The organism is Micromonospora chokoriensis (assembly GCF_900091505.1).
Classification (GTDB): domain Bacteria; phylum Actinomycetota; class Actinomycetes; order Mycobacteriales; family Micromonosporaceae; genus Micromonospora; species Micromonospora chokoriensis.
In genome coordinates, this window is sequence record NZ_LT607409.1 from 2,742,862 (window position 1) to 2,768,555 (window position 25,694).

Annotated in this window: 20 protein-coding genes and 2 tRNA genes; 16 read left to right on the forward strand and 6 right to left on the reverse strand. The window is 70.7% G+C overall.

What is annotated here, in order from left to right; genetic code table 11:
• The first annotated feature begins 4 nt into the window (after positions 1-4).
• The 9 genes from GA0070612_RS13050 to GA0070612_RS13090 all read left to right on the forward strand — a co-directional run bounded on the left by GA0070612_RS13050 (position 5) and on the right by GA0070612_RS13090 (position 12,322).
• On the forward strand, positions 5-613 hold the full coding sequence (locus GA0070612_RS13050) for an EboA domain-containing protein (protein WP_088988133.1): 609 nt from the start codon (positions 5-7) through the stop codon (positions 611-613).
• Positions 614-1,471: a TatD family hydrolase gene (locus tag GA0070612_RS13055; RefSeq protein WP_088988134.1), complete on the forward strand. Its 858-nt coding sequence runs from the start codon at positions 614-616 to the stop codon at positions 1,469-1,471.
• On the forward strand, positions 1,471-2,670 hold the full coding sequence (gene eboE, locus GA0070612_RS13060) for a metabolite traffic protein EboE (protein WP_088988135.1): 1,200 nt from the start codon (positions 1,471-1,473) through the stop codon (positions 2,668-2,670). The genes GA0070612_RS13055 and eboE overlap by 1 nt, the downstream gene beginning before the upstream one ends.
• A complete protein-coding gene (locus tag GA0070612_RS13065) occupies positions 2,667-4,073 on the forward strand; it encodes an alkaline phosphatase family protein (RefSeq protein WP_088988136.1) in 1,407 nt (468 codons plus the stop codon). Before eboE ends, GA0070612_RS13065 begins: the two co-directional genes overlap by 4 nt.
• A complete protein-coding gene (locus tag GA0070612_RS13070; RefSeq protein WP_088988137.1) occupies positions 4,070-5,137 on the forward strand; it encodes a polyprenyl synthetase family protein in 1,068 nt (355 codons plus the stop codon). The genes GA0070612_RS13065 and GA0070612_RS13070 overlap by 4 nt, the downstream gene beginning before the upstream one ends.
• Positions 5,138-5,355: 218 nt before the next feature.
• Positions 5,356-8,214 (forward strand): PQQ-dependent sugar dehydrogenase, encoded by a 2,859-nt coding sequence (locus GA0070612_RS13075; RefSeq protein ID WP_197699366.1) that lies wholly within the window; start codon positions 5,356-5,358, stop codon positions 8,212-8,214.
• A gap of 75 nt (positions 8,215-8,289) precedes the next feature.
• Positions 8,290-10,404: a ThuA domain-containing protein gene (locus tag GA0070612_RS13080; protein ID WP_088988138.1), complete on the forward strand. Its 2,115-nt coding sequence runs from the start codon at positions 8,290-8,292 to the stop codon at positions 10,402-10,404.
• Positions 10,405-10,618: 214 nt separating this feature from the next.
• Positions 10,619-11,104, forward strand: coding sequence for a sensor histidine kinase (locus GA0070612_RS13085; protein ID WP_088988139.1), 486 nt, complete (start codon positions 10,619-10,621; stop codon positions 11,102-11,104).
• 210 nt (positions 11,105-11,314) lie between these two features.
• Positions 11,315-12,322 (forward strand): sugar phosphate isomerase/epimerase family protein, encoded by a 1,008-nt coding sequence (locus GA0070612_RS13090; RefSeq protein WP_088988140.1) that lies wholly within the window; start codon positions 11,315-11,317, stop codon positions 12,320-12,322.
• Between the two features lie 64 nt (positions 12,323-12,386).
• On the opposite strand, the gene GA0070612_RS13095 is transcribed toward GA0070612_RS13090, so the two are convergent.
• Positions 12,387-12,791 carry a hypothetical protein gene (locus GA0070612_RS13095; RefSeq protein WP_088988141.1) on the reverse strand — a complete coding sequence of 135 codons (405 nt, stop codon included), beginning with the start codon at positions 12,789-12,791 and terminating at the stop codon, positions 12,387-12,389.
• A gap of 295 nt (positions 12,792-13,086) precedes the next feature.
• Here GA0070612_RS13095 and GA0070612_RS13100 point away from each other — a divergent pair.
• From GA0070612_RS13100 to GA0070612_RS13125, 6 genes are all read left to right on the forward strand, one after another.
• Positions 13,087-13,159: transfer RNA gene (locus GA0070612_RS13100), tRNA-Asn, on the forward strand.
• Positions 13,160-13,422: 263 nt separating this feature from the next.
• On the forward strand, positions 13,423-15,540 hold the full coding sequence (locus GA0070612_RS13105; RefSeq protein WP_088988142.1) for an MMPL family transporter: 2,118 nt from the start codon (positions 13,423-13,425) through the stop codon (positions 15,538-15,540).
• The gene (locus tag GA0070612_RS13110; RefSeq protein WP_088991472.1) at positions 15,530-16,768 is read left to right on the forward strand and encodes an NAD(P)/FAD-dependent oxidoreductase; all 1,239 of its coding nucleotides are present in this window, start codon (positions 15,530-15,532) and stop codon (positions 16,766-16,768) included. The genes GA0070612_RS13105 and GA0070612_RS13110 overlap by 11 nt, the downstream gene beginning before the upstream one ends.
• A gap of 55 nt (positions 16,769-16,823) precedes the next feature.
• Positions 16,824-17,771 (forward strand): hypothetical protein, encoded by a 948-nt coding sequence (locus tag GA0070612_RS13115; protein WP_157742464.1) that lies wholly within the window; start codon positions 16,824-16,826, stop codon positions 17,769-17,771.
• Entirely contained in the window at positions 17,768-19,453 is a 1,686-nt protein-coding gene (locus GA0070612_RS13120; RefSeq protein WP_088988144.1) for a M16 family metallopeptidase, read from the forward strand. Before GA0070612_RS13115 ends, GA0070612_RS13120 begins: the two co-directional genes overlap by 4 nt.
• 66 nt (positions 19,454-19,519) lie before the next feature.
• Positions 19,520-19,596, forward strand: a tRNA-Ile gene (locus GA0070612_RS13125).
• Positions 19,597-19,610: 14 nt separating this feature from the next.
• On the opposite strand, the gene GA0070612_RS13130 is transcribed toward GA0070612_RS13125, so the two are convergent.
• A complete protein-coding gene (locus tag GA0070612_RS13130; RefSeq protein ID WP_197699367.1) occupies positions 19,611-20,624 on the reverse strand; it encodes a tyrosine-type recombinase/integrase in 1,014 nt (337 codons plus the stop codon).
• A 335-nt stretch (positions 20,625-20,959) separates the two neighbouring features.
• Here GA0070612_RS13130 and GA0070612_RS31415 point away from each other — a divergent pair, with 335 nt between their 5' ends.
• Positions 20,960-21,199 (forward strand): hypothetical protein, encoded by a 240-nt coding sequence (locus GA0070612_RS31415; RefSeq protein WP_157742465.1) that lies wholly within the window; start codon positions 20,960-20,962, stop codon positions 21,197-21,199.
• A 16-nt stretch (positions 21,200-21,215) separates the two neighbouring features.
• On the opposite strand, the gene GA0070612_RS13140 is transcribed toward GA0070612_RS31415, so the two are convergent.
• The 4 genes from GA0070612_RS13140 to GA0070612_RS13155 all read right to left on the reverse strand — a co-directional run bounded on the left by GA0070612_RS13140 (position 21,216) and on the right by GA0070612_RS13155 (position 24,922).
• A complete protein-coding gene (locus GA0070612_RS13140) occupies positions 21,216-21,443 on the reverse strand; it encodes a hypothetical protein (RefSeq protein WP_088988147.1) in 228 nt (75 codons plus the stop codon).
• A gap of 154 nt (positions 21,444-21,597) precedes the next feature.
• Positions 21,598-23,250, reverse strand: coding sequence for a recombinase family protein (locus GA0070612_RS13145; protein ID WP_088988148.1), 1,653 nt, complete (start codon positions 23,248-23,250; stop codon positions 21,598-21,600).
• 87 nt (positions 23,251-23,337) lie between these two features.
• Positions 23,338-23,586 (reverse strand): hypothetical protein, encoded by a 249-nt coding sequence (locus tag GA0070612_RS13150; protein WP_088988149.1) that lies wholly within the window; start codon positions 23,584-23,586, stop codon positions 23,338-23,340.
• Between the two features lie 460 nt (positions 23,587-24,046).
• Positions 24,047-24,922, reverse strand: coding sequence for a replication-relaxation family protein (locus GA0070612_RS13155; protein ID WP_088988150.1), 876 nt, complete (start codon positions 24,920-24,922; stop codon positions 24,047-24,049).
• Positions 24,923-25,694 lie beyond the last annotated feature (772 nt).

Below are 25,694 nucleotides of genomic sequence, written 5' to 3' on the forward strand. Positions count from 1 at the left end.
CGGGATGACACCGGATTCACTACGGGCCGCGCTGCGGGGCGTACCCGATCCCGACTGGTTGGACACGGCGCTGCGCCGGGTCGCGGCCGAGCCCACCGAGATCACCCGGCTCTTCCCCGCCGCCGGCCGGCGCTGCGGACGAGGCGCGCTACCCGACGCGCCCGACTGGACCGCAGACGACGCGGCCCGGGTGCTGCTGCTCACCGCGCTGCCGGGCGACCACGCCGCGTACGCCGAGAGCCTCTACCGGCACGGCGACGCGGCCGAACGGCGAGCGGTGCTGCGGGCGCTGCCGCTGCTGCCGATCGACGACGCCGGCGTGCCGCTGCTGCACGACGCGATCCGCACCAACGACACCCGCCTGGTCGCCGCCGCGCTCGGCCCGTACGCCCGGCACCTCGACCCGGCCGCCTGGCGACAGGCGGTGCTCAAGTGCGTGTTCAGTGGTGTGCCCCTCGCCGCGGTCGCCGACCTGGACGCGCGGGCCGACGGGGAGCTCGCCGCCATGCTGGCCGCGCTCGCCGCCGAACGGCACGCCGCCGGCCGGGACCTGCCCGCCGACGCCACCGACCTGCTCGACCGGCTCACCGCCGCACTGCCCCGGGAGGCGTGAATGCGCATCTTCGACCCACACATCCACATGACCTCGCGCACCACCGACGACTACGAACGGATGGCCGCCGCCGGGGTCCGCGCGCTGGTCGAGCCGGCGTTCTGGTTGGGCCAGCCGCGGACCAGCCCCGCGTCGTTCACCGACTACTTCGACTCGCTGATCGGGTGGGAGCCCTTCCGGGCCGGTCAGTTCGGGGTGCGCCACTTCGCCACGATCGCGCTCAACCCCAAGGAAGCCAACGACCCGCGGTGCCGCCCGGTGCTGGACCTGCTGCCCCGCTACCTGGACAAGGACGCGGTGGTGGCGGTCGGCGAGATCGGGTACGACTCGATGACGCCGGAGGAGGACGAGGTGTTCGCGGCGCAGCTCGCCCTCGCCGTGGCGTACGAGCTGCCGGCGCTGGTGCACACCCCGCACCGGGACAAGGCCCGCGGCTGCGAACGCACCCTGGCGGTGGTCGCCGAATCCGGCATCGACGCCGGTCGCGTGGTGGTCGACCACCTCAACGAGGTGACCGTCAAGCTGGTCCGGGACAGCGGCTGCTGGCTGGGCTTCTCCATCTACCCGGACACGAAGATGACGCCGTCGCGGATGGTCGAGCTGCTGCGCGAGTACGGCACGGAACGGATGCTGGTCAACTCGGCAGCCGACTGGGGGCGTTCCGACCCGCTGCTGACCCGGGCCACCGGCGAGGCGATGCTGGAGGCCGGGTTCAGCGACGACGACGTCGACAGGGTGCTGTGGCGCAACCCGGTGGAGTTCTACGGGCAGTCGGGGCGGCTCGACCTCAGCGACCTGGAGGACCCCGCTGCCGTGGACCCGGAGACCGGCAACTCGATCCTGCGCGGCGGCAGCTGATGCGGCTGCGACATGCCGGCGGCGAGACCGTCCACCTGGGCTACTGCACCAACGTGCACCCCGCCGAGGATCTCGCCGGCATCCTCGGCCAACTGGACACGTACGCCCTGCCGGTGCGCGAGGCTCTCGGCAGTGACCTGCTCGGGCTGGGCCTGTGGCTGGCCGCCCCGGCCGCCGCCGAGCTGGCCGCCGACGCGGCGCTCCGCCGTCGGCTGCGCGCCGAACTGGACGCGCGTGGTCTGGAGGTCGTCACCCTCAACGGCTTCCCGTACGCGGCCTTCCAGGCCCCGGTGGTCAAGCAGGACGTGTACCACCCCGACTGGACCACCGAGCAGCGTCTGACGTACACGGTGAACCTGGCCCGGGTGCTTGCCGACCTGCTGCCCGACGACGCCGCCCGGGGGTCGATCTCCACCCTGCCGCTGGCGTGGCGGGAGCCGTGGGACACCGGGCGGGCCGACGCGGCCCGCCGCCGGCTGGACCAGCTCGCCGCCGGCCTGGCCGAGGTGCAGCGCGACACCGGCCGCGAGGTGCGGGTCGCCTTCGAGCCGGAGCCGGGCTGCGTGGTGGAGAGCAGCAGCCAGGCCGCCGCGCTGCTGTCCGGGATGGACACCGACCGAATGGGCGTCTGCCTCGACCTGGCCCACCTGGCGTGCGCCTGGGAGGACCCGGCCGAGGCGCTCGGACGACTGCGGGCGGCCGGGCTGCCCGTGGTGAAGGTGCAGGTCTCCGCCGCCGTCGAGGCGGCCGACCCGGCCGGCGGGGCCGACGCGTTGCGCCGCTGGGTGGAGCCGCGCTTCCTGCACCAGACCCGGGGCGCCGGCTGTGCCGGCCTGCCCGACCCGGCCGACCCGTCGTACGCGGCGGACGACCTCGACGAGGCGTTGGACCGGGCGTTGCCCGGACCGTGGCGGGTGCACTACCACGTGCCCCTGCACGCCCCACCCGAGGAACCGCTCGGCTCGACCCTGCCGGTTCTGCGCGCAGCCCTGAGAGCGCTCTTCGACGGCCCGACCGCCGGCTGCGACCACCTGGACGTCGAGACGTACACCTGGGGGGTGCTGCCGGCGGCACGGCGGCCCCGCACCGACGCGGAGCTGGCCGCCGGCATCGCCGCGGAGCTGGCCTTCGCCCGGGACGAACTGGTCGGCCTCGGCCTGACCGCGCAGCGATCCGTGACGATGGGAGGAACGCGATGAGCCGCCGACTGGTGGTGCTCGACGTCGTGGGGCTGACCCCCCGACTGCTGGCGCACATGCCCCGACTGCGAGGGGTCGCCGACGGCGGCTTCCGGGCCGAGCTGGGCACCGTGCTGCCCGCGGTGACCTGCTCGGTGCAGTCCACCTTCCTCACCGGCGAACCACCCAGCGGGCACGGGATCGTCGGCAACGGGTGGTATTTCCGGGAGCTGGGTGAGGTGCTGCTGTGGCGGCAGCACAACGCGCTGGTCGGCGGGGAGAAGCTCTGGCAGGCGGCCCGCCGGGCCGAGCCCGGTTACACCGTCGCCAACGTCTGCTGGTGGTACGCCATGGGCGCCGACGTCGACTGGACGGTCACCCCGCGTCCCGTGTACTACGCCGACGGGCGCAAGGAACCCGACTGCTACACCGACCCGCCGGAGCTGCACGACGCGCTCACCGGCCGGCTGGGCACCTTCCCGCTGTTCACCTACTGGGGGCCGACGGCGGGCCTGCCGTCGTCGAAGTGGATCTGCCAGGCGGCCGAGCAGATCCTGGCCGACGTGTCACCCGATCTGACCCTGGTCTACGTGCCGCACCTGGACTACGACCTGCAACGGTTCGGCCCGTCGTCCGCCCAGGCCGCCGCCGCGGCGGCCGAGCTGGACGCGGTGCTCGGCCCGCTGCTGGACGCCGCCCGGGCCCGGGACGCCACGGTTGTCGTGCTGTCGGAGTACGGCATCACCGACGTGTCCCGGCCGGTGGACGTCAACCGGCTGCTGCGCAGCGAGGGGCTGCTGCGGGTGCACACCCAGGCGGGCATGGAGTACCTCGACCCGTGGACGTCGAAGGCGTTCGCGGTCGCCGACCACCAGGTTGCCCACGTCTACGTCAAGGACCCGGCCGACGTGCCGGCGGTCGCGAAGCTCTGCGCCAACCTGCCCGGGGTGGCCGAGGTGCTCGACGCCGAGGGCAAGGCCGCGCATGGGCTGGATCATCCGCGCGCGGGTGAGCTGGTGCTGGTGGCCGAGCCGGACGCCTGGTTCACGTACTACTACTGGCTGGACGACGACCGGGCGCCGGACTTCGCCCGGCTCGTGGAAATCCACCGCAAGCCGGGGTACGACCCGGCGGAGCTGTTCTTCGACCCGGCCAACCCCGGTGCCGCGAAGGCCCGCGCCGGCGTGGCGCTGGCCCGCAAGAAGCTCGGCATGCGGTACCTGATGAGCGCTGTCGGCCTGGACGCCGGTGCGCGGGCGGTGCGCGGCTCGCACGGGCGGCTGCCGGACGACCCGGCGGACGCCCCGGTGCTGCTCTGCTCCGACCCGACGGCGGCCCGGGACCGGATCGCGGCCACCGAGGTCAAAGCCCTGTTACTCGAGTTGGCCGGGTTGGGTGTCGACGGGTCGGGGGAGGGCACGTGACCGTCACCGTCGCGCCCACCGACACGAGCGGACTGCGGTCCCGGTTCGACGCGGAGCTGGCCGGGTTCCTGGAACGGCAGGGCCCGGACTGGCCCGACGGCGCGCCGCGGGGCGTGTTCACCGCGCTGCAACGGTTCGTGCTCGCCGGTGGGAAGCGGCTACGCCCCCTCTTCTGTTACTGGGGTTGGCGTGGCGCGGGCGCTGCCGACGGCACCCCGATCGTGGTGGCCGCGGCCGCCCTGGAGCTGTTCCACGCGTTCGCGCTGATCCACGACGACATCCTGGACGGCAGTGACCGCCGCCGGGGTGAGCCGTCGGTGCACCGCCTCTTCGCCGACCTGCACGCCCGGTCGTCGTGGCGCGGCGACCCGGAGGCGTACGGGCGCAACACCGCGCTGCTCTGCGGTGACCTCTGCGCGGCCTGGTCGGACCAGATGTTCCACGAGTGCGGGCTGAGCACCGAGCAGGTGCACCGGGGGTACGGCGTGTTCGCGCTGATGCGTACCGAGGTGATCGCGGGGGAGTATCTGGACCTGGTCTCGGGCGTGGGCGACGGCTCGGTGGCGAGCGCGCTCACCGTGATCCGGATGAAGGCTGCCCGGTACACGGTCACCCGGCCGTTGCAGATCGGCGCGGCCCTGGCCGGTGCGGGCCCGGAGTTGCTCGCCGCGCTGGAGGAGTTCGGTGACCCGCTGGGCGACGCGTTCCAGCTCCGCGACGACGTGCTGGGCGTCTTCGGCGACCCGGCGGTGACCGGCAAGTCCATCCTGGACGACCTGCGTGAGGGCAAGCCCACGGTGATGATGGCGCTGGCCCGCAGCGAGGCGGACCGGTCGCAGACCGCCCGGCTGCGGGAGTTGTTCGGCAATCCGGCGTTGGACGCCGACGGCGCCGCGGAGCTTCGCGCGATCATCGAGTCGACGGGTGCCCGGGAGCGGATCGAGCAGATGATCCGGGTGCGGACCGAGGCCGCGCTCGTGGCCCTGCAGGCCGCCGCGGTGGTCGACGAGGCGCGCTCGGCGCTCGTCGCGCTGGCCGGCCAGGCGATCGACCGCCGCGCCTGAATCGCGACTTTCGACGAGATCGACAAAAGTTGATGCTGAACCGCCGGAAGGTATGGACACATCGACACCTTCAACTTAGTGTCGTGACCAACACGACAATGTTTCGTCGAGGTGAACCGGCGGCGCGGTAACCCATCGACCCCCCACCACCGCTACGGCATCCGGCGCGACGGCGCGCGCCCGCCCTGGCAGTCACTCGTCAGGAAGGGGCAGCACAGATGTCCATGAAGGACGCTCCACGACAACGGTCCCGACGATGGTTCTCCGCCGGCTCGGCGCTGCTGCTGGCGGCCACCACCGGCGCCGTCTCCCTCGCCGCCGGCACGGCCCCCGCGCAGGCGCACACGATCGTCGCCACCGACTTCCAGCAGGTCGAACTCGCCCGAGGGGCCAGCGACATGGGCGAGCCGATGTCGCTGGCGGTGCTGCCGGACCGTTCCGTCCTGCACACCGCCCGCAACGGCACCCTGCGCCGCACCGACGCGAACGGCACCACCTCGGTGATCGGCACCCTGTCGGTCTACACCCACGACGAGGAGGGGTTGCAGGGCGTCGGCGTCGACCCGGGCTTCGCCAGCAACCGGCAGATCTACCTCTACTACGCCCCGCCGCTCTCCACCCCCGGCGGCGACGCGCCGGCCACCGGCACCGACTTCTCCGCCTGGAACGGTGTGAACCGCCTCTCCCGGTTCACGCTCAACTCCGACTTCACGCTCAACCAGTCCAGCAAGGTCGACGTGCTCGACGTGCCGGCCAACCGGGGCATGTGCTGCCACGTCGGCGGGGACATCGACTTCGACGCCGCCGGCAACCTCTACCTGTCGACCGGTGACGACACCAACCCGTTCGAGTCCGCCGGCTACTCGCCGCTGGACGAGCGGACCAACCGCAACCCGGCGTACGACGCCCAGCGCAGCGCCGGCAACACCAACGACCTGCGGGGCAAGATCCTGCGGATCAAGGTGAACGCGAACGGGACGTACTCCATCCCGTCGGGCAACCTGTTCGCGCCCGGCACGGCCCAGACGCGCCCGGAGATCTACGCGATGGGCTTCCGCAACCCGTTCCGGATCAGCGTGGACAAGGCCACCGGTGTCGTCTACGTCGGTGACTACGGGCCGGACGCCGGCTCCACCAGCTCCACCCGTGGGCCGTCCGGCCAGGTGGAGTTCAACCGGGTCGCCGCGCCGGGCAACTACGGCTGGCCGTACTGCACCGGCACCAACACCACCACCGAGACGTACAACGAGTGGGACTTCGCCACCAACGCCAGCGGGGCGAAGTACAACTGCACCGGTGGGCCGACCAACAACTCGTTCCGCAACACCGGCCGGACCACCCTGCCGCCGGCCCAGCCGGCCTGGATCCGGTACGCCGGCGACGCCGGCACCCCGACCGAGTTCGGCGGTGGCTCCGAGTCGCCGATGGGCGGCCCGGTCTACCGGTACAACGCGTCGTCGACCTCCACCACGAAGTTCCCGCAGTCCTTCGACGGGCAGTTCTTCGCGACCGAGTTCGGCCGCGGCTGGATCAAGCCGATCCACGTCAACGCCGACGGCTCCCGGGGCGCCATCGACACGTTCCCCTGGGTCGGCAAGCAGGTGATGGACTCGGCGTTCGGCCCGGACGGCGCGTACTACGTGCTCGACTACGGCACCGGCTACTTCAACGGTGACGCCAACTCGGCGCTCTACCGCTTCGACTACGTCGGCGGCGGCAACCGGGCACCCACCGCGAAGGCGACCGCCAACCGCACCTCCGGCGCCGCCCCGCTCGCGGTGACCTTCTCCTCGGCCGGCTCGGCCGACCCCGAGGGTGGTGCGCTGACCTACGCGTGGGCCTTCGGTGACGGGACCACCTCGACGGCGGCCAACCCGACGAAGACCTACAGCACCAACGGCAACTACACCGCGACGCTGACGGTACGGGACCCGCAGGGCGCCACCGGCAGCAGCAGCGTGCAGATCAACGTCGGCAACACCGCGCCCACGGTGACGATCAACAGCCCGGGCAACGGCCAGTTGTTCGGCTTCGGCGACACCGTGCCGTTCAGCATCACCGTGACCGACCCGGAGGACGGCACGATCGACTGCTCGAAGGTCAAGATGACCTACGTGCTCGGCCACGACCAACACGGCCACCAGATCACCTCGCAGAACGGCTGCTCCGGCACGATCACCATTCCGGTCGACGGTGAGCACGACGACGCGGCGAACATCTTCGCGATCTTCGACGCCGAGTACACCGACGCCGGTGGCCTGACCACGCACACCCAGCACACGCTGCCGCCTCGGCACCGGCAGGCCGAGTTCTACGCCACCTCGTCCGGGATCAACGTGTTCAGCAAGACCCCGGCCGAGGGTGGCAAGACCGTCGGCGACATCCACAACGGCGACTGGATCGCGTTCCAGCCGTACCGACTGGGCAACGTGACCTCGTTCAACGCCCGGGTCTCCTCGGCGGGCGCCGGCGGCACCCTCCAGGTCCGGGCCGGCTCGGCCACCGGCACGGTGCTCGGCTCGGCCACGGTCCCGGTGACCGGCGGCTGGGACACCTTCACCACGGTGAACGGGACGATCACCAACCCGCCGACCGGCACGACCACGCTCTACCTGACCTTCGCCGGGTCGGGCACCGCGGCGCTCTACGACCTGGACGCCTTCACCTTCGTCACCGGCACCCCGCCAGCCGGCGGGACCGGGGCGATCAAGGGGCTGGCCGGCAAGTGTCTGGACGTGCGCAACGCCGCCACCGCCGACGGCACGCAGATCCAGATCTACACCTGCAACGGCAGCGCGGCACAGACCTGGGCGGTCACCCCGAACTCGACGATCAAGTCGTTGGGTAAGTGCCTGGACGTCTCGGGTGCCGGCACCGCGGACGGCACCAAGATCCAGCTCTACACCTGCAACGGGACCGCCGCGCAGAACTGGTCGGCCCAGGCCGACGGCACGCTGCGCAGCGCGGCGTCCGGCAAGTGCCTCGACGTCTCCGGCAACAACTCCGCCGACAGCACCGCGGTCCACCTGTGGACCTGCGTCAGCGGTGCCGCCAACCAAAAGTGGACCCTGCCCTGAGCTGGCAGGAGGGGCCCCGGACACCGCCTAGTCTTGGGGTTCGGGGCCCCTCCTAACCGCGATTAGGAGAGCGATATGCGCAGACGCCTACGACCCGTCCTCGGTGCGGCCATGGCCGCACTCGCCGTCATCGCCTGCACGACACCGGCCACCCCGGCCAGCGCCGCCGACGCCCCCTACGACGTCCTGGTGTTCTCCAAGACCGCCGGTTTCCGGCACGACGCGATCCCGGTCGGCATCCAGACCATCCGCGACCTCGGCGCCGCGAACAACTTCACAGTCACCGCCACCGAGGACGCCGCCGCGTTCACCACCAGCAACCTGAACCAGTACGAGGCGGTCGTCTTCCTCAACACCACCGGCGACGTGCTCAACGCCAGCCAGCAGACCGCCTTCGAGTCGTACATCGCCTCCGGGCGCGGCTATGTCGGCGTGCACGCCGCCGCCGACACCGAGTACGACTGGCCGTTCTACGGCAACCTGGTGGGCGCGTGGTTCAACTCGCACCCGGCCATCCAGCAGGCCACCGTCAAGGTGGAGGACCGGGGCCACGCGGCGACCGGACACCTGCCGCAGAGCTGGACCCGCACCGACGAGTGGTACAACTACCGCACCAACCCCCGGTCCACCGCGCACGTGCTCGCCACCCTCGACGAGTCGTCGTACTCCGGTGGCGGAATGGGCGCGGACCACCCGCTGAGCTGGTGCAAGAGCTACAACGGCGGCCGATCCTTCTACACCGGCGCCGGGCACACGCAGGCGTCGTACGCCGAGTCGGGGTTCCGGAACCACCTGCTCGGCGGCATCCGGTACGCCTCCGGCCGGAGCAAGGCCGACTGCCGGCCCGAGACGGGCTACACCCCGCTGTACAACGGCTCGACGACCGGATGGTCGCAGGCCGGTCCGGGTAACTTCACCAACTCCGACGCCACCCTGACCTCGGTCGGCGGCATGGGATTGTTCTGGTACAGCGCCAAGCAGTTCACCAACTACTCGCTGAAGCTGGACTGGAAGCTGGCCGGGGACGACAACTCCGGTGTCTTCATCGGCTTCCCACCGTCGAGTGACCCCTGGTCCGCGATCGACAACGGCTACGAGGTCCAGATCGACGCCACCGACGCGGTCGACCGCACCACCGGCGCGATCTACACGTACAAGGCCGCCGACATCGCCGCTCGGGACGCGGCGCTGAACGCGCCGGGGGAGTGGAACACCTACGAGCTGCTGGTCGAAGGGGAACGGCTGCAGGTCTTCCTCAACGGGGTGAAGATCAACGACTTCACCAACACCGACCCGGTCCGCTCCCTGGCCGGCCACATCGGCATCCAGAACCACGGCACCGGTGACGACACCTACTTCCGCAACATCCGGATCAAGGAACTGGGCACCACGCCGCCGCCGACCGGGAACACCACGATCCAGGCCGAGGCGTTCAGCTCGGCCAACGGTGTCTCCGCGTTCACCAAGGCGGGCGCCAACGGTGGGCAGACCCTCGGCTACATCGAGCCGGGCGACTGGGCCGCGTACAACGGGGTCAACCTGACCGGTGTCACCTCGTTCACCGCCCGGGTCGTCTCCGGCGGTGCGGGCGGCACCATCCAGGTGCGCACCGGCTCGGCCACCGGCCCGGTGCTCGGCTCGGTGGCGGTGCCCAACACCGGTAGCTGGGACACCTACGCCAACGTCACCACCGCGCTGTCCAACGTCCCGGCCAGCACCCAGAACCTCTACCTCACCTTCACCGGTAGCGGCACGGGGCTGTTCGACCTGGACGACTTCACACTGGTCAAGGGCAGCGGAGGCACCAACGGGGTGGGCCCGGTCAAGGGTCTCGCCGGCAAGTGCCTGGACGTGCGCAACGGTGGCACCGCCGACGGCACCCAGATCCAGCTCTACACCTGCAACGGCAGCGCGGCGCAGACCTGGACCGTGACGCCGAACTCGACGATCAGGGCACTCGGCAAGTGCCTGGACGTCAACGGCAACGGCACCGCCAACGGCACCAAGATCCAGCTCTGGACCTGCAACGGCAGCGGTGCGCAGAACTGGGCGGCGGCGTCCGACGGCACCCTGCGCAACCCGTCGTCGGGCAAGTGCCTGGACGTCTCCGGCAACAACTCGGCCGACGGCACCGTCGTGCACCTCTGGACCTGCCTGAACGCGGCCAACCAGAAGTGGACCCTGCCCTGACCGACTGAGCCGGGAGGAGCCGCCGTCACCGGCCGGTGCGCCACGGCCGACCTGGCGGCGGCCCCTCCCGAGGCAGTGCCCCGGTGAGCGTCACACCTGCTCGTCACCTCCACGACACGCAGGTGTGACGCTCACGCCGGTCACACCCTCCCGGCGGGCACCGCCCGGGGCCCGGCTCACAGCCCACTGCCGTACCTTGACCAGCATGGGGCGTATGGCGCAGTGGCGCCGGATGGTGCAGGAGCACGGGCACCGGCTGCTGCACGGGGCGGAGGCACCCGATCCGTCGAGCGGGCCGGCGCCCAGCCTGAACCGCCTCGACGCGCTGGTGGAGGGCTTCGCCGCCGGCCAACCGGTGCGCTGGAGCCTGGCCGGGTATCCTCGGCCGCTGCCCGGCCCGGTCGACGTCGTGGCGTACCGGATCATCGAGGAGGCGCTGACGAACGCCTGCCGGCACGCTCCGGGCGCGCCGGTCGCGGTCCGCCTGCGCTACGACGCCACGGGCATCACCATCGAGGTACGCGACGAGGGCGCCGCGCCCGCGCCGTCCGGAGCGCGCGCCCACCCCACCGGGCAGGGGCTGCTCGGGGTACGCAGACGCGCCGAGCGGCTCGGCGGCACGTTCTCCGCCGGCCCGCGCGCCGGTGGCGGCTTCACCGTACGGGTCGCGCTGCCCGCGCCCGAGGAGGTGGCCGAGTGATGATCGGGCCGCGGGGCTTTCGCGATGGGGTGCCACGGAAATAGGGTGGGGTCGGCGACCGTGTTGGTGGCCGGTGACCCGGTGGGAGGCGCAACCCGCCGGGCTCAGGTGTGTTCCGCACCCACCGGTGACCGCCCGGCGTCGCGTACGTCCGGTCACCTCGCCCCGGTCCGCACCTGGAATCCCCCATGACAACAGGGGAGAAGAACAATGGCGCGACCCATCACGCTCTTCACCGGCCAGTGGGCCGACCTTCCTTTCGAGGAGGTTTGCCGACTCGCCTCCGAGTGGGGCTACGACGGTCTGGAGATCGCCTGCTGGGGCGACCACTTCGAGGTCGACAAGGCACTCGCCGACGACTCCTACGTCGAGCGCAAGAAGGAGACCCTGGCGAAGCACAACCTCCAGGTCTTCACGATCTCCAACCACCTGGTCGGTCAGGCGGTCTGTGACCACCCGATCGACGAGCGGCACCAGGACATCCTGCCCGCCCGGATCTGGGGCGACGGCGAGCCCGAGGGGGTCCGTCAGCGGGCCGCCGAGGAAATCAAGGACACCGCGCGGGCGGCCGCGAAGCTCGGGGTGAACACGGTCGTCGGCTTCACCGGCTCGTCGATCTGGCACACCCTGGCGATGTTCCCGCCGGTGCCGCCGTCGATGATCGAGCGCGGCTACCAGGACTTCGCCGACCGGTGGAACCCGATCCTCGACGTGTTCGACGAGGTCGGGGTGCGGTTCGCGCACGAGGTGCACCCGAGCGAGATCGCGTACGACTACTGGACGACGAAGCGGACGCTGGAGGCCATCGGCAACCGGCCCGCGTTCGGGCTGAACTGGGACCCGTCGCACTTCGTGTGGCAGGAGCTCGACCCGGTGAACTTCATCTTCGACTTCGCCGACCGGATCTACCACGTGGACTGCAAGGACGCCAAGGTGCGCACCGGGGACGGCCGGCGTGGCCGGCTCGCCTCGCACCTGCCCTGGGCTGACCTGCGCCGCGGGTGGGACTTCGTCTCCACCGGGCACGGCGACGTGCCCTGGGAGGACTGCTTCCGGGCGTTGAACGCGATCGGCTACGACGGCCCGATCTCGGTCGAGTGGGAGGACGCCGGCATGGACCGGCTCGTCGGTGCCCCGGAGGCGTTGCAGTTCGTCCGCCGGCTCGCCTTCGACGCTCCGAGCGCCGCCTTCGACGCGGCGTTCAGCAGCAAGGACTGAGCACACCTCGAACAGACCACGGGCCGGTCGCCCTGCGGCGACCGGCCCGTCGAGGTGCGGTGGGTCAGAGCGTGCTGCCGTTCGTGCCCGAGCCGGACGGCTTGGTGCGGGGGTTCGTGGACGACGGCGACCCGGAGGTCGTGCCGACCGTGCTGGTGCCCGCCTTGGCGCCCACCGTGGCGGGCGTGCCGGCGAACGCGTCGTCGGCGGCGGTCAGCTCCTGCTTGCCGGTGCTGCCGTTGCCGTTACCCAGCTTCTCGCCCAGCTTGGTGTGGCCGAGCTTGTCCTTGCCCTCGCTGTAGAGCTTGTTCGCCTGGGCCTGCGCGACCCCGGCCGCCTCCTGGACGGTCGGGTGGTCGAGCACCTTGCGGCCCCGAACCACCAGCTCTTCGTACTTCTCCCGGCCGGCACGGGCGCCCAGGACGAATCCCGCAGCCAGCCCGCCAAGAAACATGATCTTTCCGCGCATGGCGGCTCCTTCCGTACCTGACGCGCCGTCGACCCCGGCGAGTTGCCCCGTCGGAAGGCGACCTGTTCGCGCCTGCGTCCTCTGTCCGCAGCTAACTACCCATCCTGCTCCCCGCTCAAGCATGTCTGGGCCGGGATGGCGATTTACCCTGTTTGTCGATGCGTCAGGGATGCTGACCTGCGCATCTTGATCACCAGGTGCCGGGGAGGAACCCACTGGACCGCGACCGGGGAAAGTCCTGTACTCTTGTCCCGTCGCACGGCGTCGGCGAGATCCGATTCCGAGCGGTGCACGATCCCCTGTAGCTCAATTGGCAGAGCAGCCGGCTGTTAACCGGCAGGTTATTGGTTCGAGTCCAATCGGGGGAGCTTCTCCACCCAGCGCCCGTCGGCCCGATGCCGGCGGGCGTTTTCGCGCGCCCACATCGCCACTCCCCGCCCGGTCGATCATGGGGTTGTGGTGCCGGTTCTGTGTAGTTATGCGCCCTTCATCCACCACCACAACTCCATGATCGACCGGGGTGGGATGGCGGATTCGGGGCTGTCACGAGAGGTTTCGGCGGCAGGATGGTCGATGTCGACTCGCGTTTACAGCGCGTCGATCGCTGCGCCGATCCTTGGGGTGAGTACGCATGTCCGGACGAGGTGGCAGGGCCACGCTGGTCGCGGTGGCGGTCGTGCTGGCCTGGCTGGTGATCGGTGGTGTGGCCGGCCCGTACGCCGGACGTCTCAGCGAGGTCGCCACCAACGACAACGCCGCCTTCCTGCCCGCCGACGCCGAGGCGACCCGGGCCCAGGACCTCGCCGGCCAGTTCGTCGACAGGCAGACCATCCCGGCCCTGGTCGTCTACGAGCGCCCTTCCGGGATCACCGACGCGGACCGGCAGCGGGTGATCGCCGACGCGGCCCGGTTCGCCCAGGTGCCCGGCGTGGTCACGCCGCTGCCGCTGCCGATCCCGAGCGAGGACGGTCAGGCTCTCCAGGTCGTCGTACCCGTGGACGACGCCGAGGGGGAGGAGATCGGCACTGTCGTCGAGCAGCTGCGCGACATCACCGGTGGGGACCGGGACGGCCTCAGCGCCGACGTCTCCGGCCCGGCCGGCCTGCTCGCCGACCTGATCGAGGTGTTCTCCGCCATCGACGGACCACTGCTGCTGGTCACCCTGGTCGTGGTGCTGGTCATCCTGTTGGTCGTGTACCGAAGCCCGGTGCTCTGGATCTTCCCGCTGTTGGCCGCCGGGATGTCGTACGCCCTGGCCTCGGTCTTCGTCTACCTGCTGGCCGACGCGGACGTGCTCAAGCTCAACGGGCAGGCCCAGGGCATCCTCACCGTGCTCGTCTTCGGTGCCGGCACCGACTACGCGTTGTTGCTCATCGCCCGCTATCGGGAGGAGTTGCACCGCCACGATCGGCCGTGGGCCGCCATGCGCACCGCCTGGAAGGGTGCCGCTCCGGCCATCATCGCGTCCGGCGGCACGGTCATCGTCAGCCTGCTCTGCCTGCTGCTGTCCAGCCTCAACTCGAACCGGGCACTCGGTCCGGTCGCTGCCATCGGCATCGCCGCCACCCTGCTGGTGATGCTCACCTTCCTGCCCGCGCTGCTGGTGCTCGGCGGTCGGTGGGCGTTCTGGCCCCGGCGGCCCCGCGAGGACCAGGCCGACCCGCGCCTGGAGCACGGCATCTGGAGTCGCATCGCCGGTTTCGTGGCCCGGCACGCCCGACCGATCTGGCTGAGCACCGCAGTGGTGCTGGCCCTCCTCACGTTCGGGCTCACCCAGCTCGGCGCGACCACACTCGGCCAGTCCGACCTGTTCACCCAACGCGTCGACTCGGTCGACGGCCAGGAGGTGATCTCCCGGCACTACCCGGCGGGCACGGGCAGCCCGGCCACCATATTCACCACCGAACAGACCGCCCGGCAGGTCGCCCAGGTGGCACAGGATGTACGGGGTGTAGCCGACGTCCGCCCCCTCTCCGCCGGCCCGCAGACCGGCCCGCCGGACCCGAACGCCGCACCGACTGTCATCGACGGGCGGGTACAGCTGGACGCCACCCTCACCGACCCACCCGACAGCGACGGCGCCGAGCGGACCATCCGCGAGCTGCGCGTCGCCGTACACCAGGTGCCCGGCGCGGACGCCGTGGTCGGTGGCTTCACCGCGATCAACGTGGACACCTCGGACGCCGCCAAGCGCGACCAGAACGTCATCATCCCGGTGGTGCTGGTGGTCATCGCGGTGATCCTGGCCCTGCTGCTGCGGGCGCTGCTCGCACCGGTGCTGCTGATCGCCACCGTGCTGCTCAGCTTCGCCGCCACCCTCGGCCTCTGCGCACTGCTGTTCCGCCACGTCTTCGACTTCCCCGGCGTGGACTCGTCGTTCCCGCTGTTCGCGTTCGTGTTCCTGGTCGCCCTGGGGATCGACTACAACATCTTCCTGATGAGCCGGGTCCGCGAGGAGTCGGTCCGGCGGGGTGCCCGCGCCGGTGTGCTCGTCGGCCTCGCCGTCACCGGCGGGGTGATCACCTCCGCCGGCATCGTGCTCGCCGCGACGTTCTCCGCCCTCGCCGTCCTGCCGCTCGTGGTGTTGGTCGAGTTGGGTACGGCGGTCGCGATCGGGGTACTGATCGACACCATCGTCGTCCGGTCGTTGCTGGTGCCCGCACTGGTGTACGACATCGGGCCGACGATCTGGTGGCCGGGCCGGTTGTCCCGGGCGAACGGTGAGCGGGAGGCACGCGATGCTGGCTGAGACCGACGTGGTCGTCGTTGGCGGAGGCCTGGCCGGGCTCGCCGCCGCCCGCCGGCTGCACCGCGCCGGGGTGCCCTGGCGGTTGCTGGAGGCCAGCGGTCGGCTCGGCGGTCGGGTGGCCACCGACGTGGTCGACGGCTACCTCGTCGACCGGGGCTTCCAGGTGCTCAACACCGCGTACCCCCGGCTCGGCACGCTGCTCGACACCGACCGCCTCGACCTCGGGTACTTCACCTCCGGCGTGCTGGTCCGCAAGGGCGACGACCTGGTGCGGCTGGTCAACCCGCTGCGCGAACCGACCGGCGCCCCGGGCACCGCGCTCGCGGGCGTCGGCTCGTTGCGCGACCGGCTGCGTTTCGCCGCGCTCGCCGCCGGCTGCGCCACACTGCCCGCGGCCCGGCTCCTCGCCGCACCGGAGACCAGCGCCGAGACCGCACTGCGGCGGGCGGGTCTATCCGACGCGATCATCGAGGAACTGCTGCGACCCTTCCTGTCCGGCGTGTTCATCGACCGGGAGCTGGCCACCTCCAGTCACGTACTCGCGATGGTGGTGCGCTCCTTCGCCCGCGGCCGCATCGGCCTGCCCGCCGAGGGGATGGCCGCGCTGCCCCGGGCCATCGCCGACCCGCTCCCCGCCGACCTGCTCGACCTGGACACCCCGGTCGCCGAGGTCGCCCCCGGCCGGGTCCGCACCCAGGCCGGCGACATCCGCTGCCGGGCCGTCGTGGTCGCCGTCGACCCACCCGCCGCGTCCGCGCTGCTTCCGGCCCTGGCGACGGTACGCATGCACAGCTACACCACCTACTACCACAGCGCCTCAGAGCCGCCGCTCACCGAACCGATCCTGCTCGTCGACGGCGACCGGCGCGAGATCGTGGCGAACACCGTGGTGCTCAGCAACGCCGCACCGACGTACGCGCCCACCGGACGGCACCTGATCGCCACCTCCGTGGTCGGCCCGACCGCCCCACCCGAGCCGACCATCCGGGCCGAGTTGACCCGGCTGTACGGTCAGTCCACCGCCGACTGGACACACCTCACCACGGTCGCCGTACCGCAGGCGCTACCCGCCGCGCCGCCACCACAGGGGCGGCTGCGCAAACCCGTGTCGATGGGAGAGGGGCTGTTCGTGGCCGGTGACCACCGGGACAGCCCGTCCATCCAGGGTGCCCTCGCCGGCGGCTGGCGTGCCGCCGGAGCGGTGCTGGAGGAGTTGCGCGCGGGTTGAGCCCGGCTCGAAACGGGGGCCACACGGCCCTTGTTGATCACCTATGATCCCCGCCATGCCCGCCCCTCTGCCAGCCCCCACCTTCGATGCTGGTGCCGCGTACCCCGAGGTCAACGACCTCCGCAAGGCGCTCGACGCCGCCGACTGGCCCGCCGTCCGCGCGTTGTTCGCCGACCGCGAGCCCGCCCACCGGACGCTGCTGGTCTCCGCCGCCGGGGACCAGGAAGGGACCGAGCCGTTCCTACGGCGGGTGTACGACAACGACCCCACCGACGCCCTCGCCGGTACGCTGCTCGGCAACTGCCTCATCCGCACCGGTTGGCGGATCCGCAGTGCCGCCCGGGCCCAGCACGTCAGCCGCAGCCAGTTCGACCAGTTCCACGACCACCTGCGGCGCGCTGAGCAGGTGTTGATCGATGTCACGGCCCGGCACGAGGACGACGCGGCGGCCTGGACACAGCGGATCACCCTCGCCCGGGGCCTGCAACTGGGCCAGAACGAGACGCGTCGCCGCTACGACAGACTCGCGCGACACCACCCGCACCACCTGCCCGCGCAGGCCAGCCTGCTCCAACAGCTCTGCCCGAAGTGGAGCGGTGACTGGGACCGGGCCTTCGGTTTCGCCCGCGAATGCGCCCAGACCGCGCCCGACGGGGCACCCAACGCCGCGATCGTCGCCGAGGCGCACCTGGAACGCTGGTTGGACTTCGACACCGAACGGGAACGCACGGAGTACCTGCGCAGCACCCCCGTGGTGGACGAGATCATGCGGTGCGGCCAACGGTCGGTGCTGCACCCCGACTACGTCGACAAGGCGGACTGGGTCTGGGTCCGTTCGACCTTCGCGCTGATGTTCAGCCTGACCGAGCAGTGGCCCGCCGCCGCCGACCAGTTCACCGCCCTCGGCAACCTCGGCAGCGAATACCCCTGGGCCTATGTGGACGAGGCAGCGGGCTTCATCAAGTACCGCGCCAAGGCGTACGCGAAGGGTGGTCGTTCGTGATCCAGCACCTGGATGTGGACGGGGTGCCCACGCTGCTCGCCCCCACCGGCGGGCCGATGCACGCCGGGCTGACCTTCCGGGTCGGCACCGCCGACGAGACGCTCGCCCGCGCCGGCATCACCCACCTCATCGAACACCTCGCGCTCGCCCCGCTCGGCCTGGCCGACTACCACGTCAACGGCGCGACGGCCCCCGCGTACACCACGTTCCACACCCAGGGCTCCGAGGCGGACATCGCGGCGTTCCTCACCGCCGTCTGCGGGCACCTCTCCGACCTGCCGGTCGCGCGGCTCGACGTCGAGAAGGAGATCCTGCGCACCGAGTGGAGCAGCCGGGGCTCCGCCGCCGTTGACGACATCCCGCTGTGGCGCTACGGCGCCCGTGACTTCGGCCTGAGCAGCTACCCGGAATGGGGCTTGAGCGCGCTCACCGCCGACGACCTGCGGCAATGGGTGGCCCGCTGGTTTACCAGGGAGAACGCCGTACTCTGGATCGCCGGTGACCGGGTGCCCGCCGGGCTACGGCTCACCCTGCCCAGCGGGGTCCGCCAGCCGGTGCCGGTGGCGTCGTCGGCGCTGCCGACCACCCCCGCGTACTTCGTCAGCGGCGCCCGCGCCGTGGTGCTCGACTCGGTGGTCCGCCGCACCACCGCCGCCAGCACCTTCGCCGGCGTACTGGAGCGGGAGCTGTACCGGTCGTTGCGCCAGGACGCCGGCCTGTCCTACACCACCACCACGGCGTACGAGCCACGCGGCGACGGGTACGCGACACTGCGGGCACTCGCCGACGCGCTGGCGGAGAAGCAGGACGCCGTGCTCGGCGGCTTCATCGACGTCCTCGCCAAGATGCGCGTCGGCCGGATCGAACAGGCGGACCTCGACGCCACCGTCGCCAAGCGGGAAGACCTCCTGGCCACCACCGAGGTGGACGCCGCGCGCCTACCCGGGTACGCCCTCAACCTGCTGACCGGGCAGCCGAACCTCACGCTCGACGAGTACCGGGCCGAGCTGAAGGCCGTCAGCATCGCCGACCTGCACGACGTGGCCGGCGAGGTGATGGCCTCGGCGCTGCTCATGGTGCCCCGCGGTCACAGCGCCGACTGGGCCGGCTTCACCGCCGCACCCACCCACTCCGCCGACACGGTCGACGGCCCCACGTACCGCGCCCGGGAAGGCGCAGGTGGCATCCGCCTCGGCGTCGACGGGGTGACCTACCTGGGGTCGGACGGGCCCCTGACCGTCCGCTACACCGACTGCGCCGCCATGCTCGCCTGGCCCGACGGCGCACGTCAACTCATCGGCACGGACGCCATCGTGCTGCACATCGAGCCGACCATGCTCGGCCTGCCCCCGGGGACGATCCAGGCCATCGACGCCGGGGTGCCGGCCGACGTGCACGTCACCATGCCGGCCCGCAGCGCGGACCAGATTCCGCAGCCCCGGCCCATCGAGCGCCAGCCCGAACCCGCCAAGCGCTCCTGGTGGGAGGTCCCGGTGATGGTGCTCAGCGGGCTCGCCACCCTGCTCGTGGGCGGGATCTTCCTGCTGCTCACCATCGGCATGTTCGCCGCCGAGGAGAGTGCGGAGGACGACGCGTGGTTCTGGGGCGTCATCGTGGTCGGGTGGGTGCTCACTGTTATCCTCGCGTTGCCCATCGTGCTGCTGAAGCGACGACGGCGGTGATGAGGCGGGGCCGGATCGCTGCTGGCCCGTGATCCACCGGTCGGGATAAGATCCGGCGCGGTGTGAGGGGCGGTAGCTCAGCCGGTTAGAGCAGGGGACTCATAATCCCTCGGTCGCGGGTTCGAGTCCCGCCCGCCCCACCAACAGTTTGCCCTGGTCAGCCATGCTGCCGACGATCCGGGCGCACCGCGTCGAGGTCTGGGCCGACGCCCTCAGTCCGCACTGAGTCCGCAGCAGCACGACCCGCCGCCCGGTCGAGGCGATCCGCCACCTGGTCCAGGTCGTCCTCGAACAGGTCCGCGTACACGTCCAGCGTCATGGCCGCCGAGGCGTGCCCGAGCATCCGCTGCACCGCTTTGACGTTGGCGCCCTCGGCCACGGCGAGACTGGCCGCCGTGTGCCGCAGCTCGTGCGGAGTCAGGCCGGCGAGACCGATCGACTCCGCAGCCCGGTCGAAGACGCGGCGACGGAAGTTGTTGTTGCGCAGCACGTCGCCGGCCGGGGAGGTGAATACCAGCTCGTCACCCGCACGGCCGGCGATCTGCGCGGCGATCGGCTCGACCAGGAAGCGGGGGAGCGGCACCGACCGGCGTTGGTGCGTCTTGGGCGTGCCGAACACCGCCCGACCGTTGACCTCGGTCACTGACTGCGCGACCAACAGCCGGCGCTTCACCAGGTCCACCCGGCGGATCCGAAGCGCGGCCAGTTCGCCCCAGCGCAGCCCGGTGTAGGCCAGTACCCGGATGATCAGCCCGCGCGGTTCTGCCGCCGCCGCCAGCTCGCCCACTTGGCCGTGCGTCAGGAACACCTTCTCCGACCGTCCGGCCCGGGGCAGCCGCACACCGGCCGCGACGTTGCGAGTCAACCGGCCGTCCCGAACCGCCAGGGCCAGCAGGAGCGAGAACACCCGGTGGGCTTGCCGAACGGTGGACGGCGCAAGACCGGCCTGCGTCATGCGGCGTACCCACTCGCCAACGTCAGCATGCGTGACTGCCGAAAGCGGGACGCGTTCCCACACCGGAAGCACCTGCCTCCGCAGCAGACTGCCGTACCGCTGGCGAGTCGACGGCTTGAGCTGCACCTGATTGGCGAACCACCGAGCGGCCCAGTCCCCAACCGTGACCCGCGCGAGAGCCGGATCGACCTCACCAAACAAGCCGCCGACTGCCACGACGTAACCACCGGCCGGCAACGCGATGGCTCAGGAGGGAGCAGCATGAAGACCCGGACCGCGCCGGCCGCGCTCGGCCTGCTGGCGGCGCAAGCGCCGGCATCGGCCGGCGCGCCGGCCGATTGCAGACTGCGCCAGGGCCGGAACCGATGCCTCCGGCGGGGATCTTCGACAGAGATGGGGCCGCCCACCTCCACCGCAAGTCCGGGCGAAGCCGAACAGACCTGCTCCCCGGTGTCAACACAACGATCCACCGTGTTGACACCGGGGAGCAGGCCCGTCCCACGATGTGCGGACTCACGGCGGAGATGGGCTTGAGGGAGAGGAGCGGTGGCGTGGCAGACGAGGTGTTCCCGAGCGATCTTTCCGGCCACTTCTGGGCAACGGTCGAACACCGGCCTGAACTCGATCGATGGCGCTTCGAGATCATCGACTATCAGAACAACGTCCTGCTCAGTGGCTTGGCCTGTAACGAGCGGCAGGCCGCAGCCATTGTCAACGCCTGGGACCAGGTGATCGCATCGTCGCCCGACGAAGAGGACCCCAGCATGGATTGGGCCGATGAGTCGGAATGATCTTTCCTGTGGTCGCTCAATCGAGCAGTCCCGGGATCCGCGCTTGAAGCTTGGCTACCACCTGCGACAGCCCGGCGTTCAAGTCGTCACCGTCCCACCGCACGAATTCCCCGCCCAGCGGGCTGCCTGACACCAGTACCGTCCAGCGACTCCGTTGGCGTTCGCCGTCCATCTTGACCATGGCGACCAGGCCGTGGTCCCCGAGTTGGACCAGCAACTCCGCCAGGCACTCATCCCACCCCATGGCCGGTTATTCGATCACAGAAGGCTGCGGGCGAGCGGTCCGCATCTGGTCCGCAAGAGGCCGGTGGGCGGCGGGGGAGTGGTGAGAGATGACGAGAGGCGATTGCCCTGCTAGGAGCCCACTCGGGCAGGTCGCCGGGTCGCCCAACTTGATCTCATAATCCCTCGGTCGCGGGTTCGAGTCCCGCCCGCCCCACCGACCGCACCATTGTGCGAACCGGTGGTTCTTTCGAGGTGCCCTCGTCCGTTTCGGGCGGGGGCATTGTCGTGTCATTGGGGATCTTGAACACGGGTACGACTCCCTGGTCGGTGAGTTGGACTTCGGCGATGAGAGCCTCGATGGCGGCTTTGCGTTCGGTGGCGGTGCCGCTGGTCATGATGGTGCTGAGGTGGTCGCGGATGCGGGCGACGGTGCCGGGCGGCGGGGGCGCGGGCTGGACCGCCAGGCCGGCGTCGAGTTCGGTGTGCCGGGCTTGGAGTTGAGCGAGGCGTTGGCGGAGTTCGCGGATGCGAGGGCCGGCCGTGGCGTCGTCCATGGTGCCGTTCTCGAACGCGGTGTGGTAGCGGTCGATCGCGTTCGCGGTGGTGGTGATCTGGTGGGCGATGGCGGTGAGTTCGGCGCGCCGGTCGTCGGCGGTGGTGTCGTGCTGGGCGTGGGCGCGGTCGATCATGGCGGCGAGGACGGGTTCGGCGGTGGTGTAGAAGTCGTGCAGGGCCCGCAGGATCATGTGGTCGAGGTCGTCGGCGGGGAGTCGGGGTGCGGTGCAGGTGGCGTGTTTGCCGTAGCGGGTGCGGGTGAAGCAGGTGTAGTAGCGGTAGCGGCGGGTCCGGCCTTTGGCGGATGTGCCGACGTAGCGCTGTCCGCACTGCGGACATGTCAACAGGCCGGTGAGGTAGTAGTCCGAGTCGGACATGGCCCGCTGGGTTTGGACGTCACCGCGCGCCGCGGCGATGTCCTGGGCGCGGCGGAACGTGTCCCGGTCGATGAGCGGCTCGTGGGCGTCGGGCACGTGGATGTCGCGGTAGGCGATGTCCCCGAGGTAGGCGGGGTTGTCCAGGATCCGGTTGATGGTGTGTCCGGACCATTGTTTGCCGGTGCGGTTGGGGACGCCGCGGGAGTTCAACTCGGTGGCGATGGCGCGGGTGCCGAGACGGTCGCGGGTGTAGAGGTGGAAGATGTCGCGCAGGATGGGTGCCTCGTCGGGGTGGGGCACCAGGCGTTGGGTGTCGCGGTCGACGAGGTAGCCGTAGGGGCGGTTGCCGCCGGCCCATTGGCCTTTGCTGGCTTTCGCGGTCATGCCACTCTTTACCCGGTCGATGATCATGTTGCGTTCGAATTCGGCGAACACGGCGAGGAATTGCAGCATCATGCGACCGATCGCACCACCGGTGTCGACGGGTTCGGTGGCGGAGGCGAATCGTACGTTGGCGGCGTCGAGGGTGGCGGCGAGGTCGATGAAGTGAGCGAGGCTTCGACTGAATCGGTCTACTCGGTAAACGAGTAGGACGTCGAACATGCCGGCTTTCGCGGCATCGAGTGCCTTTTTCAAGCCGGGGCGGTCGGTGGTGGCGCCGGAGGCGTCATCTTCGAATTCGCAGACGAAGACCCAGCCGGGGTGGCTCTCGACGTACTTCTTGAGGGCGGTGCGTTGGGCGAGCAGGCTGAAGGGCTGGTGCTCGTCGTCGGTGGAGCGCCGGATGTAGATACACACCCGGCACGCGCCGGTCGACGTGTCGGGCTGGGTGCTCGTGAGGGCGCGTCGGCCGCGTCGCTTCGGTGCGCTGGTGGGGGTGGGCTTGTCTGACATGAGGGTGGTTCCTCCGTGCGGGGTTGGGATGGCTCGGCCGACGGGCGGCCCACGCGCGGGTGGGCCGCCCCGGTGTCGGGCGAGGGTTCAGGCGGCGAGGTTGGGGTGTTCGCGCCAGAACTGGTTGAGGAGGACGGCGAGGGCTTCGGCGGCGTTGTCGAGGTCTTCGGCGGTCATGGGAATGGTGCCGACGCGTGCGATTCGCATCGGAATCGTCGTTTTCTTTTCGTTGGTGGGGACGTGTTTCGCGCCGCCGTTATTGGTGGCGGTGCCGTGTTGCGGTTGGTCAGGATAGCTCCGGACGGCGTTGTCGTCGTCATTCGGCGCGGTGGCCACGGTCCTCCGAGAAGCGTGTGAAGCTGCGGGGGTCGGAGTCCTTCGTTCATGAGGTTTCCTTTCCTGCGCGGGTTGGCGCGATCGATCCGATTGATGCGGAAGAGCCGACTCAAGGCGGTTGCTCTGCCTTGGGTGAAGGGGCGGGGACGATACCTCCGAGCGCTGTCACCGGGAAGCGATGCGGACTGTCAGCGGCTCACGGAAACTCACGCGGGGCGTCGGAGAGCGGCTGACGGTTGCGAAGCGTTGCCTCACGGCGGGAGCGGAGGTATGGTCCGCGCCCCGCCGGCCGGGAGAGGGAGTGGCGGTGGCTTGCCGCGCTGTGCCGGCCGTGGCCGGCATCGTGGTTCGGGAGGCAGCCCTCGCGTCCGCTGACCCAGGGGGTCGGCGGCGTGATGGCCCTTGCCGCCGCCTGTGTGGGCGCGTGTCCGGTCACCAGGGGGTAGGTCGCCGCTGTGGGTCAGGTGGCCTGTTCGGTGCGGCTGTCGGCGGAGGGGAGGTCGGCCAGGCGCATCGGCGCCCCGTGGTGGCGGTGCAGCCACCACCCCGCCTCAGCCGGGTTGATGCCCGTGACCTCGGCATGCACGGCGGTGGCCACCGGGTAGATCGTCCCGGCTGCGGCGAGTTCCTGGTGCAGGTGACGCTCGCGGGCTGGGGAGTGCAGCCAGAACAGCACCGGCCAGATCCGGCCGGTGACGTGCGCGAGTTCCCGATATCCGTCGATCTTGTCGACCAGGCGGGACAAGGGCCGTTCGGTGCCGAGGTCGTACTCCAGGAAGAACGGCACCCGGCGGTGGCCGTCGGCCCAGATGCCGTGTCCGTCCGGCCGTGATCTCGGCTGGTAGATGCGGACGGTGACGTCGTCGTCGGGTTCGGCGAAGGCGCCCATCTGCTGGCAGCGTCCCGCCGGCCACCAGCGCACCAACTCGCTGCCGGGGTGGGTGCGGGCGTGCCCGGCCAGGGCGGTGAAGAAGCCGTTGACCCCGAGCAGGTGCGGCAGGTTCGCCCGCCTCGTCAGGTGCCACCGCCTTTTGCGGGCCTGGTCCTTGCGCGGCAGGTCGTCGCCGCGTTGCGCGGCGACGACCTCGACGCCGAGCTGCGCCAGCACGTAGTGGTAGGGGTAGGAGCCGCCGTCGGGCTTCTGCGGCCGGAACCGGTCCACCACCCCCAACTTTTGTGCCAGCGCCCGCAGGCGTTCCTGGGCGTAGTCGACCGACGGGTAGAGGGCTTCGGCGATCTGGAAGGAGGTGAGCACGCCGTGGTCGGCCAGCCAGCCGAGCAGGACGAGGTCGCGGTCGGTGAGCTGGGCCTGGACCCGAAGCAGCTGATCAGGCATGCGTCACCACCAACCCAGGGGGAGAGACCCAGTCGGAGGGTCTGTCGCAGCACGACAGACGGTACTGACAGCGGCCCTGACCTGGGCTGTGAGTCGAACCAGAGGGTCCTGTTGAAGCGGGACGCCAAGTGGGAGACCAAGCGGGACCCGCAACGGGAGGTCAAGCCCGCCGCTGTCAGCGGGAGACGTCGGAGATGCGGTAGCCGCCAGCGGCGGTAAGGATCGTTGCGTGAACAGGATGTACTCCAAGGTGAGAAGGGATTTCTTGTTGGGTTGTGCCGGGGCGGATGTCGCCGGACGGCGGGCAGAGCGGATCTGCGTCGGGTGACGCCGGCCGGGACCTTGAAATGCGGAGGTCAGGGGTCACTGTGGACATGTCAACGAACGAGTCAGCCCCGCGAGGGGGCCGACCGGATTCGGGCAGTAGTGGTCGCGACGACCTGACAGGGCAGGCCACCGTCGATACGAACAGGGATAAGCGGCGGAGTCGAGCACGCGACGTGCCGACGATCTTCAACAGCGCCCAAGCGGCGCCCCGGTGCTCGTCGGCACGGACTTACCACGACAGAAGCGCAAGCGCCCCGTCGTGGGCGGCGGCTTAACTCGCCGGCGTCAGGTCCTTCATCAGCGGTCCTCCTATCACCCAGCGCCCCCGTCCCGACGACGTCTGCCGTGAACGACGACAGGCGCACCCGAAAGGGTGCCGCCTGCGTCGGGACGCGACCGGGACAGGCCAGCCGCGCGGGGAACGCTCATCCAGTACGCCCCGGCA

What these genes read in the sequence shown, in the direction of transcription:
- GA0070612_RS13145 (WP_088988148.1), bottom strand. Translation starts at nt 23,250, where the DNA reads ATGTCAGACAAGCCCACCCCCACCAGCGCACCGAAGCGACGCGGCCGA.
- GA0070612_RS13080 (WP_088988138.1), top strand. Translation starts at nt 8,290, where the DNA reads ATGCGCAGACGCCTACGACCCGTCCTCGGTGCGGCCATGGCCGCACTC.
- GA0070612_RS13065 (WP_088988136.1), top strand. Translation starts at nt 2,667, where the DNA reads ATGAGCCGCCGACTGGTGGTGCTCGACGTCGTGGGGCTGACCCCCCGA.
- GA0070612_RS13075 (WP_197699366.1), top strand. Translation starts at nt 5,356, where the DNA reads ATGTCCATGAAGGACGCTCCACGACAACGGTCCCGACGATGGTTCTCC.
- GA0070612_RS13090 (WP_088988140.1), top strand. Translation starts at nt 11,315, where the DNA reads ATGGCGCGACCCATCACGCTCTTCACCGGCCAGTGGGCCGACCTTCCT.
- GA0070612_RS13085 (WP_088988139.1), top strand. Translation starts at nt 10,619, where the DNA reads ATGGCGCAGTGGCGCCGGATGGTGCAGGAGCACGGGCACCGGCTGCTG.
- GA0070612_RS13110 (WP_088991472.1), top strand. Translation starts at nt 15,530, where the DNA reads ATGCTGGCTGAGACCGACGTGGTCGTCGTTGGCGGAGGCCTGGCCGGG.
- GA0070612_RS13115 (WP_157742464.1), top strand. Translation starts at nt 16,824, where the DNA reads ATGCCCGCCCCTCTGCCAGCCCCCACCTTCGATGCTGGTGCCGCGTAC.
- GA0070612_RS13105 (WP_088988142.1), top strand. Translation starts at nt 13,423, where the DNA reads ATGTCCGGACGAGGTGGCAGGGCCACGCTGGTCGCGGTGGCGGTCGTG.
- GA0070612_RS13050 (WP_088988133.1), top strand. Translation starts at nt 5, where the DNA reads ATGACACCGGATTCACTACGGGCCGCGCTGCGGGGCGTACCCGATCCC.
- GA0070612_RS13095 (WP_088988141.1), bottom strand. Translation starts at nt 12,791, where the DNA reads ATGCGCGGAAAGATCATGTTTCTTGGCGGGCTGGCTGCGGGATTCGTC.
- GA0070612_RS13155 (WP_088988150.1), bottom strand. Translation starts at nt 24,922, where the DNA reads ATGCCTGATCAGCTGCTTCGGGTCCAGGCCCAGCTCACCGACCGCGAC.
- GA0070612_RS13140 (WP_088988147.1), bottom strand. Translation starts at nt 21,443, where the DNA reads ATGGGGTGGGATGAGTGCCTGGCGGAGTTGCTGGTCCAACTCGGGGAC.
- eboE (WP_088988135.1), top strand. Translation starts at nt 1,471, where the DNA reads ATGCGGCTGCGACATGCCGGCGGCGAGACCGTCCACCTGGGCTACTGC.
- GA0070612_RS13055 (WP_088988134.1), top strand. Translation starts at nt 614, where the DNA reads ATGCGCATCTTCGACCCACACATCCACATGACCTCGCGCACCACCGAC.